This window comes from Clostridium sp. CAG:43, assembly GCF_000434655.1.
GTDB classification, from domain to species: domain Bacteria; phylum Bacillota; class Clostridia; order Lachnospirales; family Lachnospiraceae; genus Otoolea; species Otoolea fessa.
Genome location: NZ_FR895070.1, coordinates 1 through 14,852, shown reverse-complemented (window position 1 = coordinate 14,852; position 14,852 = coordinate 1). Strand labels below are relative to the sequence as shown.

Sequence of the window (14,852 nt, the reverse complement as noted above, 5' to 3'; positions counted from 1 at the left end):
TAGAAATAGATAAAGAACTCATAGGATTTCAGGAACACCTGAGAGAAATGGAAAAAAGCAGGCATACGATTGAAAAATACAGCAGAGATGTGAGAAAGTTCCTCGATTTTGCCGGAACGGAATGGGACAAGGAAACAGTCTTACAATATAAAGAATTTCTGCTGGCGAATTATAAAATATCAAGTGCCAATTCAATGATAGCATCTCTAAACAACTATTTCTGTTATAGAGGGAAAAAGGATTATTGTATACATGCCTTTCGCGTACAGAGGCAGATCTTCTGTGATGAATCGAAAGAGCTGACCATGTCAGATTATAAAAAGCTGGTCCGGACGGCTGAAAAAAGGAAGGATAAACGCCTGGCTGCGATTATTCAGACACTGGCAAGTACCGGCATGAGAATCAGTGAGCTTTCTTATGTGTCTGTAGAATCGCTGGAAACAAAGGAAATTGTGATTGACAGTAAGGGAAAAAGAAGAATTATCCTGATTCCGGTATCTCTTTCTTCCTATTTAAAGAAGTTTTGTATGGAAGAAGGCATCACAGAGGGGGCAATCTTTGTAACCAGAAACGGACAATCCGTCCAACGCCAGAATATATGGTCCGCAATGAAAGAACTCAGCGTGGAAGCCGGCATCCTGCCCAGCAAGGTATATCCGCACAATCTGCGCCACCTATTTGCAAAGGTATTTTATGAAAGGGATCACGATCTGGTGTGTCTGGCCGATTATCTTGGTCACAGCAGTGTGGAAACCACAAGACGTTATACGGTAATCAGCAGCCGGGAAGCCTGTCTTAGACAGCTGGAGCTGGGGCTGCTGATTCATAAAGAAAAATAAATGAAATGCATGAAAAATTAAAAATATTAGTATGAAACATAATTATTATTATGTAACGCCATAAATTGTCTGACATAATAAACAAAACATAATTATTATTATGTTATAAAACCTTGCTATCTGTTAGCATACCATATATGAGATAATTTTCTAACAAATCTAAAAGAATCAAGTTCAAATCGAATCGTCAAATTCCCAAAACCATTGATATTACAAGGAAAAAATCAAAAATTAAATTTCGAACAATTATCATATCAACTGTTATCTGAGAATGTATCTTAGTGAACATATCTCTGTCTTTAGTTTATCACGTCCTAGAAAAAAATCAATACACTAAAGCGAAAAATATATGATTACATATTACAGATGCACCTTTCAATGCTGCAATATTGTCCAAATAATACACACAAATGCAAATTTACAGTGTTGTTACATAATAATAATTATGTCATAGAAGGGGGTATGGTGTATGAGGCAGGACCTGACAGGACAGCGCTTTGGGCGGCTGATGGCTTGCTGTGAAATTGAAAAAATACAGAGGAATAAAAAACGTCACTACTGGCTGTGCCGCTGTGATTGCGGCAATGAAAAAGTAGTGGAAGAGTCCCATCTAAAAACAGGACATACAAAAAGCTGCGGCTGCTACCGGAGAGAACTGCCCATGAAACGCTGGGTGGATCTGACGGGACGCAAGTTCGGTCGTTTGACGGTTCTTTCAAAGGTGGAACGAGCGGAAAATACGGAAGAATGCTGGGAATGTATCTGTAGCTGCGGTCGTCATGTGGCAGTTTCAAAAGAAAACTTATGCGCCGGAAAGACAAAAAGCTGCGGATGTCTGCAGGAAGAAACACGAAAAGAAAATATGAAAAAAGCCATTCACTTTGTCGATGGTACCTGTCTGGAGAAGATAACAAATCCTAAGAATACGGCAAGCAATACAAGCGGTTACCGGGGTGTCTATAAGCGTGAAAACTCAAAGTGGAGAGCGGCCATAGGATTTCAGGGAAAGGTACACAATCTGGGAACCTTTACGAGAATTGAAGATGCGGCAGCGGCCCGCAGACAGGCAGAAGAGGAACTGTACAAGCCATTTCTGCAGGAATATGCAGAAAGGAACCAAGGGTAAGGAATGCAGGATAAAAAGCGAACAGCTGCTATCTTCATCATGATAGCAGCACTTACTATTGGAACCGGTGGTTTAGCTTCCTATATATGGAAGGGAATCCAGCAGAAAAAAGCACACGATAAGCTGATGGAACAGGTGGTTGAGTCCACGGAAGAGTCCGAAGAAGCACCGACGGAACCAACGGAACCGGAAGCAGAAGAAGCCTATGTATCCCCCATTGATTTTAAGACCTTGTGGGAACAGAACGAGGATGTGGCAGCATGGATTCAGATTCCCGGAACACAGATTAATTATCCGGTGGTTCATGGGGAAGACAATGATTATTACCTTCACCACGATCTGAATGGACAGGAGACGGTGGCGGGAACAATTTTTCTGGATTATGAAGATGAGCCGGATTTCTCATCACAGCATAACATTCTGTACGGTCACCATATGAGAAATGGAAGCATGTTCAAGGATATAGTCCAGTTTAAAAATCAGGAATATTTCAATAAACATCCGGAGGTTATCCTGTATCTGCCAGATCGGGAGATGCACCTGAAAACACTGGCGGCCGTGGTGGCATCGGCAGACGGAATTCGCAGAAAAACAGAATTTTCATCGGAAGAGGAATTTACTTCCTATATTGGGAAGATGACAGAAAAAGCCAGTGCATCTGCACCGGCAGAAGAAACCATTACACGATTATACTCATTTATAACATGCAGTTATGAGTTTCAGAATGCAAGAACCATTTTGTATGCGTACGAGACGGAAGAGGAAGACTAAATACGATACGGAAAGGCTGCATTTAAAACATGAAACAGGACAGGTTCAAGTTGGATGTCCGTGAGACTTGGCGCGTGAATCTGGTCAGCGAAAGTTGACATATTTTTTTGGATGTTGCAGAAACCACATATAGAGAAATTATGATGCTGGGCACACAGATGTGAACAGAAATAGAATTCTCTGTATTGGCTATATTAATTAGGAGGAAGGGTATGAAAGGAAAAGGTAAAAGTCGAAAGGCAAAATATCTTCGGTTTCATAAGGGTTTAAATCAGGCCAGACGCCTGATGGCGGCAGTACTTGGTACCAGTATGATTACGACCAATATTGGAAGTACAACCGTATGGGCAGCAGTACCTGAAACCAAAACTGAAAACACGAATTTTGTCTTTGACCAGACAGAGCTTGGAAATGCTCTGATTGACGCAGCAAATGGAAACAGTGTGGCAAAAGATTTTAATTTTGTCGGAGAAGCAGCAGAAGATTATGCAGGCTTATTTGAGTTGGAAGATGAAAAACTGTACGAACTCAAGGGCTTGGAGCAGAACAAAGGCGATCTGACTGTAAAGGTATATGCCCGTCTGTCTTCGGATGGATTTGTCATGGATGAGGAAGATGAATTCGAAGGCGAAGATGATGAGTATATGATTACAGGAGATGAACAGATCATCTTTCTGCTTTTAAACTCATCTGCAAAACAGACCGGAACCATCGAAGTGGCCGGAAATACCAGCCAGAAAATCGAGATTCTTTCTGCAAAAGAACTTAAAAAGCAGATGAAGCTCGAAGAGGAAGAGTTGCCTGCACCGGATACAGCAGACACAACAGATACACCGGAAACCACAGCAGACACAACAGATACAAAAACACCTGACGGCGAAACAGCAGACACAACAGATACAAAAACACCTGACGGCGAAACAGCAGACACAACAGATACAAAAACACCTGACGGCGAAACAGCAGACACAACAGATACAAAAACACCTGACGGCGAAACAGCAGACACAACAGATACAAAAACACCTGACGGCGAAACAACAGACACACCAGATACAAAAACACCTGACGGCGAAACTGGAACAGAAGGCACTGAGACTGAAAATGCGGGTTCTGTATCTGAGAATTCAGCAAACACCAGTGAAAAAGCCGACAGCACAAGCGAGAAAGCAAACAGCACAAGTGAAAATGCAGGCGAACAGGCAGAAGCAAAGGTTTCCCGCTCTGCTCATTTTCAGATGTTCCTGATGGCACCGGCAGAAGAAATACCTGACAACGAGGCACCGGCAGAGGAAACACCTGACAGTGAGGCACCGGTTGAAGAAACACCTGACAGTGAGGCGCCGGCAAAGGAAACACCTGACAATGAGACACCGGCAGAATAAACACCTGACAATGAGGTACCGTCTGAAAGAACGGAAACAGATGCTGAACCGGAAGAAACAGAAGTAACTCTGCCGGAAGAAACAGAAGAAGTAACATCAGAAGAAACAACCGCTTCTCTTTCCGGAACTGTATACGAGAGTGTGCTTTTTAAAGGCAGAGCAGCAGCGGCGTTCGTGACAACAGCGGGTGAGTTACTTGACTTGAATTATGAAGTCATGACCCTTGATGCCGGTGAAGCTAATTCTAAATTTAAGATTCTTACGGATGATGATTATGATTTTGAATACGATTTAGGCGGTAATCCTTACAGTGCTTTCAATTGGCAGATTGGAAGCCAATGGTATTATGCTGACAAGGATAAGAAAAAAGGACTTACGGAAGAAGATATCAAACAGATTCCAGACAGTTTGAAACCTACAATTAAACAGAATGGTTTCAAATTGAAAAAAACAGTATCTGCAACCAATACAGAGAATGAGTTTAACGTTCATCTGGATGTTACCATACCGGTATCTTGGAAAGAAGTTCTAGATCTGAGTTCTTACTATCTGAAAGATGATTCGGGTAATTCATATGCTTTATATGAGGACGAAGAAACCGCGAAGAATACTGAAAATACAGACGAGATTGTAAAAGTTACTATAGACTTTGGTAGTCACAAAAAAGTAGAACGTTATGTTAATGACAACACTAAGATCAAAGGTGATTATACCTTGTACTATTGCTCACCAATTCCAGGAGATGCTGAGTGGAGAGAAATAGGAAAGAAGAATTTTAAAAGAATTTTGGGTAACGTGTCTTGCGATTATGATTTGTCTAAAATAAAAAATTTAGCTAAGGATGCAGGATATAGCTTTTCTGAGGACTATATAGAACCTAATGCGACAACGGATTATATTAATTTGATGTTTGAATATAACGGTCAGTTACTTCCAAATGGGGATATTCCGGTAGTGAAATCTCTCACAACAGTCAGATGGGATATTGACAAGCTATATGAAAGAGATAAAAACAAAGTAATTGAGTATACAGAATCAGACGGTTCAAATACATTCTTACATCGGTATCATTTGGTTTATCAGATTGAATTGAATCCAGAATACACATTCTATAAACCAGATAAAAAATACGACGTTACAGGAGTGGATGCTGCATATTTTAACTATGTTAAAAATGGAATAGCAGGAACACATCAATATCCCAATCCAGAGGTTAAGGGAGGACGTGGAAATCTTCTTATCAGTAAATCAGTTGATGGTAAAGGAATACCGACAAAAGAAACGCAGTTTGAATTTATTGTAACAAAAGAAGGCAAACCGGCAGAAGGATTATATAGCATCGTTACGGAAGAACCAGAGATTAAAAATCCTGGAAAGGAAAATGCGAAACTTAAACTGAAAGGTGAAGTGAAAGCATATAAGATTCCAGCGGATGGAAAGATTACATTGAAAGCCGGGGAACGTGCAATCCTTACTGGCTTGCAGACTGGAACATATACAGTAGAAGAAACAAAACCATCCCAGTCGAATTGTTCTGCTACAAAAGTATCTGTAAATGGTGGTGCGTCTGCAGAGAGTTTGACTGCAAATGTGGAAGTTACTGAAACTTCAAAAGGTCTGGCAAGAGTAGACTATGAGAATATCTATGTAGGAGGAGATCTCACAGTATCTAAGACGGTTGATGGTACAGCATGTGATAAAGATAAATTCTTTAATTTTAAAGTTGAACTATCTGATAAGACTTTGAAAGGTACCTATGGTGAGATGGAGTTTGTAGGTGGTGAAGCAAACTTCCAACTGAAACATGGAGAAAGCAAAAAAACATCGTTACCGACAGGAATCGTGTATAAGGTAACAGAAAATCTAGACGGTTACACACCGAATGTGACGGAAGTTAGTGGAACGATTGTTGAAAATGGAGATCACAAAGCGGATTTCATAAACACCAAAAATAGTGATTCAGAAAAACCCGGTGAAAAACCTGACGGCAATGAAAAACCTGGCAACAGTGGAAACACAGGTAATGAAAGCGGTGGCTCCGGCAGTGAAAGCGGTGGTTCAGGCAGTGGCAGTGGAAGTTCAGGCAGTGGCAGCGGAAGCTCCGGTGGTCACTCTAGCTCCGGCAGAGGTCACGGCGGCAGCTCCAGTTCTGGTAAGGGTCCTGGCAGCCAGACTGCAGAAGCAGAGATTCCGTTCCCAGTTCTTCCGAATGTAGATCCGGCTCCGGCTGATGAAGCAGGTATCCCGCTGCAGGCACTGCCGAAAACAGGCGATGCTACACCGGTAGATGTGTATATGTTATTCATGACAATCGGCATGATGGCAGCAGCATATGTACTTATGACAGGCAAAAAGAAAACAGAAGAAGAGTAAACATTTCCGTTTACAGTGATGAGGTTTTTTACAAAGCGAAAGAGGGCTATCTGTAAAAAGCTGGCCCTCAATCACTTTGATCTCTCGTTTAATCAACGTTGCAGGTTATAACACTTATCAACAAAAGTGTTGTTCATCCATAAGCCAAAATACTTAGAAGTTCAGCAAAAATAATCACGCAAAAAGATAAAGCATCAACAAATGACCGCTTTGTATACAACTTAAAATGTTTTAGAAATGAGAAATTACACTATTTACGATATGAAAAAGAACCATTGTCTTGTATAGATAAGAAAAGCAAATAGGAATGTAGATGGTAAAAACCATTAAATATAGAAAAAACAAACAGGTAGAGGTGAAGGGTATGAGAAGGATTAGGAAAAAAATTAAAAGAAGTTTTGCGATGATCCTGACGGTTTGTATGGTTTTAACATCATTTCAAGGGATCGCCTTTGCGGATCCGGATTTAGATTCTTCCGCTAAGGAAAGAGATGTCTTGTTTGAACTGGATGGAACAGCCTTGAAAACAGAGGCAGAAGAAGCGATCCGTTCAGGCGCATTTTATAATGCACAGGTAGGATTTCAAGAATTGCTTGAGACTTCAGATGAAGAAGATCCGATTAAATTCGTAGATTCCGATGCATATGCGGATATCTTCGATCAGAGCACCGGAAGCATTTATCAGCTTCAGGATATTCCGTATGCCCGTGAGGCGAGCGCATCCGATGCAATGTACGAAGATGCAGAACTTCAGATATTTGTGAAACTGAACGGTCAGGCGGCAAAAGCAGCTACTCAGAGCAATGCACGGAAGGCATCTGACAGCAACATAACAGAAGAATCCGACAGCGATATGGAAAAAGCATCTGACAGCGATTTGAGAAAACCATCTGCCAACGATACGATCGTCGATACAGAAAATTATGAGATGAATGGCGATGAAAAACTCATTTTCCTGTTTATTAACCGTTCAAATGATGATTTAACATTCCAGCTGGATATCGATGGAAGAAAGAGTGCACTGGTACAGGTAGAAAGTAAGAATGTGCTGCTGGCAACCGATCAGGAAGAGGAGGAAACACCTGCTCCATCTACAGACGAAGAAGTGAACAAAGGCCAGGAGAACCAGGGCAGTACAGACGAAAACGATGGAAATGGAACCACGGAAAACGGAACCACAGAAAGCGGAACTACGGAAAACGGAACTACAGAAAATGGATCCGGAAGTACCTCCACAGAGGAAAATGATAATAAAGACACAACGGTAGAAGGTGGAAATCAGGGTTCAGAAGGAAATTCTGGTAATACAACTGAGAATACAGCACCGTCCATAGATAATAAGGAAGAGAACAAAGGTCAGGAGAACCAGGGAGGTAATGAAGGAAACAAAGAAACCATTGTAGAAATTGAAAATCAGGGTTCGAAAGAAAATTCTGGTAATACAACTGAGAATAAGGCACCGTCTGCAGATAATAAGGGAGAGAACAAAACTCAGGAGAACCAGGGTGGCAATGAAGGAAACACCGGAAATAGCACCTCGGAAAAAGGCGAAGAACAGCAGGTTTCTATTTCTTCCCATCGTATCGACCGAGTAATGGCATTTGTACCTCAGGATTCCTACGACGATGACGACGAAGACGCTCCGAAGAGTCCGGAAGAAGAATTCGAGATGATGGGTGAGGACGACGAAGAAGAGGAAGAAGTTGACGACGAAACATACAACGATGATGTGGATGTATATACCTCCGATGTAGAAGGTGTGGATATCCCGGCAGAAGTATACCCAGTCGTGCTGATGAAGAGAAAAAGCAGATCACTTTTCCGAATGGTAAGAGCACGTGGCAATGCAAAAGCGGCAGAAGCATCTGCGGGGTTGATGGTGATGCCTGTTGCCAGTCTTAATCCGGCGAATACGGAGATGCTTAGTGATTTCAAAGTTAATCTGTATAAGTATAATTATGATAAAAATTTGTTCGGGAAATATGAGGATCAAAATATTAATAAGATAATAGGTATAGAAAATGATACCGCAGGTGATGAGACAAAGACGTTTTATTTGAATGAGCCTGATAATAAGAAGAATCTTCAAAATTCATATTTACCTAATGCATATCATTGGGAGGGTTATGGTCAAGTGGCTTTTCAGGGAATTATGGCATCAACCTATAATGAAAGCGGGAAAATTCAGCTTTCAAATGATTATAACATAGGTAAGTTGAATGAGGTATCAAAATTATTTCCGGAAAATGGAGATACACTGACAGCAGGAATAACATCCGCCAATTATGGAGTGGATATTAAAGATGTATTACAAAAGGTAGATGATTACTATGTGTTTAACGCTGTAGAATCGAAGCAAGGGAATAGCTATAAAGGTCAAAAGTTAAGAATGAAGCTTGAAGGTAATGCTTTAAAGAAGGTAGAGGGTAGACATTATTCTTTCGATGGCTTTTTCCCATATAATAAGTATGTAAAACCATATTTGATTTCACCAAATGAAGCTAAAAAATGCACATTTGGTATGAAGGTTTCGTTTGACTTCAATTTATCTTCGGATGGGAAGACAGCTGGCAAACCGATGACCTTTACATTTGCCGGTGATGATGACGTTTGGGTATATATTCGAAAGAAGAATGAGCCGGAATCAGCTAGTAGATTGGCAATGGATCTTGGCGGAATTCACGGATTAACAAAGGGATCGATTGATTTTTCCACTGGTATTATAAAACACAATGATGTATTTACAGGAACGAAGAAAGCACCAAGCCATGGTGAAGTGGATTGGTATCTGTACAATGATATGGATGCTTCTTCAACTGCCCAGAATGGAATAAAACGTTGCGTTGGATTTGAAAGACCAAAAGCAGATTTTGACGAAGTATATACACTTGATTTTTACTATATGGAACGTGGCGGCGACAGTTCTAACTGCTATATGGAGTTTAACCTTCCTGTAATTCCTTCTCAGGGTGTGAGAATACAGAAGAATATACAGGGCGGAGATGCAACTAAGGCAGGCAGTAACTTTGGCTTCAAAGTAGTGATCGCAGACGATAAGAATAAATTGGAAACTTATCAGGATGATTCATCGAATACGGATGGAGTTTCTATTGAACCCTTTACGTTGAATGGAGGAGCTGTAAAAGATCTTAATATTGACACCGGTAAATATTTTTATGTTGAGGAAACAAACTCACAGGGTACAGACAAGGTTAAATGGAAGGTAAGTAATTCAAATGGAGTAAATCAATCGCCTGTTTCAGGAAAAAAATCTGACATATATCAAGTGAGCAATACGGTGGGATATCTCCTTCAATGTACGAATATATACGGTGAGTTGGATCCGAAGGTTGAAAAAAAAGCCTGGAAGAACTATACAGAAGAAAATGAGTACGATGTGACACTGGAAGTTGAAGGTGATACGATTCAGACAACCACTGCTGGCGATTCTGGTACAACGGTTGAGAATATTGATGTAACCAATCCGGTGGTGACGGACATTTTAAGTAATCATGTTGAACCAGTTGGAATTAAGATTGGTGGAAGCCAGATAAATGCTCCTGAACTGTATTATGGTAATGTGCCTGTTTCTGGAACAAGTGCTGATGGAAAACAGAAAGTTGATAATAAGGGAGTAAGGCTTAATCCAGAAAAGGTGGATGATAATACTGTTAAGTACTTAGAGCCGGAAACCAGTAAGGAAATTGCTATTTATACGATCGGAGAATCGAAAATTGAGTGGAAAGTAGCAGATAGTCTTGCTAAGGGACAAAAAAAGGTTCTTACGTATGCAGTAAAGGTAACAGGTTCTTATACAGCAGATTATCCTGACACTGCGACAAATGGTAGAGATACAGGAACACACAGTAATGAAACAGGTTATTTTTCTAACAAAGAAGCTTATTTAACATATACGGATGCGATGGGGAAAGTTAATTTCCCGAAACCTGTAGTTAAGGTAGCACCTATTTTGACAATCAGTAAAAAGGTTGAAGTCGATGGAAACATGCCCGATCAAACGTACAACTTTACTGTAGAGTTTAAACAGGGAAATACAAGCGTTTCAATACCAACCAAACCTGAAGGCGTAACACAGAACAGTGGAAAATATAACTTTACATTAGCTAAGGATCACTCAATTGTATTTAAAAATTTACCTGAAGGAGTAAGCTATACAGTTACAGAGATTACTCCAACGCCTAAAGAGGATGATGATTATGTTCTGACTTCCGTTCAGGCAAAGGTAGATGGAACACTAACAGAAGCTACAAAAAATAATCCGATTGTATCTGGCACTATAAACAAAGGGGAAAGCAATGTTGAGTTCACTAATGTCTATTCCAAATATGGAATTATTACAGTAGAGAAAACATTGGCTGGAGATGAACAAGCTTACCCGGATGAGAAGATATTTAACTTTACGCTTACGCCTAAGAATAATCCGGATCAAATTTATTCGGAAAAAGTCATTACGATTAACAGTCAAGAGACAACAGCTAGTGCAATATTTAAAATTAATCCGGAAGATATCGAGAAAGAATTTATAATCACGGAAGTAGGAACACGGAATGCTTGGAAAACGACAGTTGACGTTAATAGTAACGATAAGGGAGAGCGTACAAGTGAAACAGTAAAGGCAGGCGATAACGTTAAATTTACAAACTATTATTATAAGCGAGATTTGGAGTTGAAAAAAGTTCTGACGAATGCTTCGAATCCGTCTCCAGATGCACAGTATAAATTTAATGTAACCGTGACGACTAAAGATAGTATACAGCTTGATGAAACAGATTTCACGTTAGCTGATAATACCAGTCATAGTGTGGAAAATTTTAGTGGACAGAATGGAACGTGTTCTTTCAGTGTCAAATTAAAAGCAGGAGAAACAGTGAAACTTGTGAATATTCCAAAAGAGGTAGCAAGTATCAATGTTATGGAAGATTTAACTGAATGCCCTGGAATGAATCCGAACTATCAGGCGGTATTTGTCTTATCAAAACTGAATGGAGATAATGCAGTTGAACAGAATGCTGTCACTATTGATTATGCGGATAATACGAGCCAGTCGGATACAATTACGATTACAAACAAACTGGTTCCAGCAGTAGGAAAGCTTAGTATTACTAAAAAACTTGTAAAGAATCCGAATAAAGGTTCAGAGAATCCGGCTGCAAAAGAAAATGTTACATTTACTTTTAAAGTAACCAATATAACGACACAAGAAAGCTTTTATGTGTCGGTGCCGATCGCTAAGGATGCTTCCGAAGGATCTAAAGAAATTACGGTTCCGGTTGGTAATTATGCTCTCGAAGAGATGCCTAATTTACAGTACCAAGCAGATAGTAATAATCCAACGGAGGTAACTGTAAGATTTAATCAGCCAGAAACCGTGACATTCCAAAACTACAGATGTGCTGACGGTTACTTTACAGATTCTAAGATTACAGTTAATACGGTAAAAAATGGTAAATTCAAACCAGTAAGCACCAGCGGAACAAAAAGCAGAATCCGTCAAATTGCCGCTCTTTTCACAAACGGCGGCAAGACAGAAGATGACGACGACAATGAGAACTAGTCGCGCGAATAAAGAATAGTAACCAGAAAGGCGAGTAGGGATCATGGTAAAAGCAGTAACAAAAATTTGTAATTTAATTTCAGTAATTATGGTACTTATCGTGATTGCCGTCGGGGCAGTCATGATAGTACCACGGGTAATGGGCAATGATATCTATGCTGTCATGAGCGGCAGCATGGAGCCCTATTACCATGTAGGAAGTGTGGTAATTGTGGATAAGCATATCACCCCAGAGGAGATAGAGGTCGGAGATCCTATCACCTTCCGGAAAGGTGATAATGCCATAGCTACCCATCGTGTAATCAAGATAAACGAGGAAACACGGGAATTTAAGACAAAAGGCGATGCCAATGAGGTAGAGGATTTGGCTCCGGTTTCATTTGATAGTGTGATAGGTAAAGCAGGTATGTCGGTGCCTATGATAGGATATATTCCGCTGTATATGCGGACTAAAAAAGGTATGTTTTGTATCGGTGCTTATGTCATTGTATTTATCCTGCTGCAGATTATACCGGAACTGTTAAAGCCGGAAGAGGAGGAGCAGTCGAGTGAAAGACAAGAATAAAATGTTGAATAAATCGATGAAATTCGGTTTGGCGTTACTGCTGATCGCAATCCTTGCAATTGGCGCAACCGTTGCATTCTTTACAGATATCGAGGCAGCAGTTAATAGCATCTCAACTGGTAAGGTTGAGGTTGAAGTTGAGGAGAAAGTAGACGGTCTTACAAAGAGCGGAATCGGAGTGAAAGCCACCGGTACATCGAAGTGTTATGTCAGAATCAGAGTGGATATTCCGACCCTGAGGTATACGTACAAGGACGCTGATGGAAATGAGCAGGTTGGAAGTGCTGTTGTAACTTACAAGCCCACAGAAGGTCCGAGTGTTAGTAAACAGATTGGTGCTTGGAACCGTAATGGCAGTGATATATATGTGTCAGATTTATATGATAAAAATGGCACGATTTCCGCATCATGGGTTCGTAAAGAGGATGGATACTGGTATCTTTCGACTGCGCTAGATCCTGCTCAAGACGGTTGTAAAAAAGCTATATTCCTGGAAGCAGTCACTTATCCGAATCTGATACAGAATGGTAAACTGCCGGATGGCATTACCGAGGATATGTTGGCAATACCGATCATAGCCGAAGCCGTACAGGCAGATAATATGGATGTAGGTAGTGCAACAGGCGCAGATGCAGCATATGCGGCATTTGAAAAGGCAAATGGAAATTAACAAAATTTATATGTATTCAACAATAAAAGTAGGAATGCTTTTATAATAAAAATTTTTTAAAACTTGGAGGTAGAAGGATGAAAAAGAAAGTAGCACTCACAGCAGCAGCGGTAGCATTAGTAGGTACATTAGCAGTAGGTGGAACCCTGGCATGGTTTACAGATACCGAGACAGCAACCAATGTAGTGACAATGGGAAAAGTGGATATTCTTCTGAAGGAAGATGGTGGTACGGATGGTAATAAAGTGACCTCACCTGAGGGTTTAGAGTATAAAAATGTAATGCCAGGAGATAAGTTCCAGAAAGCAGTATCCATCGAGAACAAGGGAAATGATGCGTATGTAAGAGTGAAAATTGTTGTATCTGGTAATGATGTGATTTTAAACTCTCTTGTTGATAAGAAGGTGGTTGATTCTAAAGTAGAACCAAATAAGGATAATGACATTACTTTTCTTAAAAAAGTAGATAATAAATTTAATGCACTCGACTTGAACTGGACGAAAGGCACTATTAACGGTGAAGATGTATGTTATGCATATGTACCTACTTTTCTTTTAAGTGATAAGAAAACAGAAGAGACTATCTTTGATAAAATTCAAATTCCAGGTGCTAAATGGGGCAACGAATATGTAGATCAGAAATTCAACATCAAGGTAGTAGCAGATGCAATTCAGAGTAAGAATTTTGATGATGCAGATGCTGCTTTTACTGAATTTGATAAGGTAGACGCAGATAAAGTTGATTTACCGGATGACAAGAATAAAGTGATTGCAAGTTCAAATACTTTAGTTACTCCGTAATTCTTGTTAATGAATTACTCCAAAATCAGTAATTACAAAGTAAGTATCCCTTAAACAAATTATTCGCAGCGAGAAAGGTTAATATGCTATGAAAAAAAATCTATTTAAACGGATAATGGCAGGCTTTTGGGCGGCGACATTCGTAGGAGTGCTAAGCATGACTGCACTCGCTGCAGATTCAGTTGATGTAAATGGCAGTGGCAGATACGCCGACGATACGAAGGTCGTGGTTGGATACCAGGATAAGGATCTCTTTTCCGGTATGAAGGATCTGATGCCGGGTGATACGGTAGAGAAGCAGGTTTCTCTCTCCAATAAGAGTAATCGATCCGTTACCATTTATCTGATGTCGAAGGCTGATTTTACCAGTGATGATGGTATAGTTGCAGTTCGGGATAAGAGTAAGGCATCCGTACCTGGAAAGACTTTCAGTGACGATATCATGAAGCAGATTGAGATGAAGCTGGAGCTGGATGGCACGACTATTTACGAAGGAAGTGCAGATGGTGTCACTCCGAAAAGTGGCTATGAAGCCATGGTAGCCGGAGAACATGGACTGAGTTTAGGAAGTTTTGTAGCAGGTACCCAGAAGAATATGAAGATTACACTGAATATTCCTGGACCCACCTTCGACAATGATTTTGCGGAAAGATTTGCCGCAGTAGACTGGATCTTCTGCGTGGAAGGAACTACACCTTCCAGCGGCGGAGGCGGTGGTGGCGGAGGCGGCGGTGGCAGCAGCCACAGC

At 40.5% G+C, this 14,852-nt stretch carries 10 protein-coding genes and 1 pseudogene; 10 read left to right on the top strand and 1 reads right to left on the bottom strand.

The genetic code is table 11. The annotated features are described in order from the left end of the window. Positions 1–5: 5 nt before the first annotated feature. From QVO97_RS05615 to srtB, 4 genes and pseudogenes are all read left to right on the top strand, one after another. Positions 6–212 (top strand): annotated as a pseudogene (locus QVO97_RS05615) (site-specific integrase); the annotation flags it as partial. Positions 213–305: 93 nt separating this feature from the next. Beyond that, positions 306–839 carry a tyrosine-type recombinase/integrase gene (locus QVO97_RS05610; protein ID WP_288189072.1) on the top strand — a complete coding sequence of 178 codons (534 nt, stop codon included), beginning with the start codon at positions 306–308 and terminating at the stop codon, positions 837–839. Positions 840–1,308: 469 nt separating this feature from the next. After that, positions 1,309–1,965 carry a hypothetical protein gene (locus QVO97_RS05605; RefSeq protein ID WP_022359407.1) on the top strand — a complete coding sequence of 219 codons (657 nt, stop codon included), beginning with the start codon at positions 1,309–1,311 and terminating at the stop codon, positions 1,963–1,965. A 3-nt stretch (positions 1,966–1,968) separates the two neighbouring features. Further along, positions 1,969–2,736: a class B sortase gene (gene srtB, locus QVO97_RS05600; RefSeq protein WP_022359406.1), complete on the top strand. Its 768-nt coding sequence runs from the start codon at positions 1,969–1,971 to the stop codon at positions 2,734–2,736. Between the two features lie 1,234 nt (positions 2,737–3,970). Here srtB and QVO97_RS12715 read toward each other — a convergent pair. Next, the gene (locus QVO97_RS12715) at positions 3,971–4,102 is read right to left on the bottom strand and encodes a pentapeptide repeat-containing protein (protein WP_369678386.1); all 132 of its coding nucleotides are present in this window, start codon (positions 4,100–4,102) and stop codon (positions 3,971–3,973) included. Positions 4,103–4,295: 193 nt separating this feature from the next. Between QVO97_RS12715 and QVO97_RS05590 the strand changes: the two genes are divergently transcribed. From QVO97_RS05590 to QVO97_RS05565, 6 genes are all read left to right on the top strand, one after another. Continuing rightward, positions 4,296–6,494, top strand: coding sequence for a DUF7601 domain-containing protein (locus QVO97_RS05590; protein WP_022359404.1), 2,199 nt, complete (start codon positions 4,296–4,298; stop codon positions 6,492–6,494). A gap of 313 nt (positions 6,495–6,807) precedes the next feature. Further along, the gene (locus QVO97_RS05585) at positions 6,808–12,069 is read left to right on the top strand and encodes a DUF7601 domain-containing protein (RefSeq protein ID WP_022359403.1); all 5,262 of its coding nucleotides are present in this window, start codon (positions 6,808–6,810) and stop codon (positions 12,067–12,069) included. A 43-nt stretch (positions 12,070–12,112) separates the two neighbouring features. Beyond that, positions 12,113–12,634 (top strand): signal peptidase I, encoded by a 522-nt coding sequence (locus QVO97_RS05580; protein ID WP_022359402.1) that lies wholly within the window; start codon positions 12,113–12,115, stop codon positions 12,632–12,634. After that, positions 12,618–13,304 (top strand): SipW-dependent-type signal peptide-containing protein, encoded by a 687-nt coding sequence (locus tag QVO97_RS05575; RefSeq protein WP_022359401.1) that lies wholly within the window; start codon positions 12,618–12,620, stop codon positions 13,302–13,304. Before QVO97_RS05580 ends, QVO97_RS05575 begins: the two co-directional genes overlap by 17 nt. A gap of 77 nt (positions 13,305–13,381) precedes the next feature. After that, positions 13,382–14,104 (top strand): SipW-dependent-type signal peptide-containing protein, encoded by a 723-nt coding sequence (locus tag QVO97_RS05570; protein ID WP_022359400.1) that lies wholly within the window; start codon positions 13,382–13,384, stop codon positions 14,102–14,104. A gap of 157 nt (positions 14,105–14,261) precedes the next feature. Beyond that, positions 14,262–14,852 (top strand): hypothetical protein (locus QVO97_RS05565; RefSeq protein WP_288189068.1); only part of this gene is annotated, 591 nt, incomplete at its 3' end.

Excerpts from the sequence above, each read along its gene's own strand:
- QVO97_RS05610 (WP_288189072.1), top strand. The coding sequence starts at position 306 with ATGTCAGATTATAAAAAGCTGGTCCGGACGGCTGAAAAAAGGAAGGAT.
- QVO97_RS05605 (WP_022359407.1), top strand. The coding sequence starts at position 1,309 with ATGAGGCAGGACCTGACAGGACAGCGCTTTGGGCGGCTGATGGCTTGC.
- srtB (WP_022359406.1), top strand. The coding sequence starts at position 1,969 with ATGCAGGATAAAAAGCGAACAGCTGCTATCTTCATCATGATAGCAGCA.
- QVO97_RS05585 (WP_022359403.1), top strand. The coding sequence starts at position 6,808 with ATGGTAAAAACCATTAAATATAGAAAAAACAAACAGGTAGAGGTGAAG.
- QVO97_RS05580 (WP_022359402.1), top strand. The coding sequence starts at position 12,113 with ATGGTAAAAGCAGTAACAAAAATTTGTAATTTAATTTCAGTAATTATG.
- QVO97_RS05570 (WP_022359400.1), top strand. The coding sequence starts at position 13,382 with ATGAAAAAGAAAGTAGCACTCACAGCAGCAGCGGTAGCATTAGTAGGT.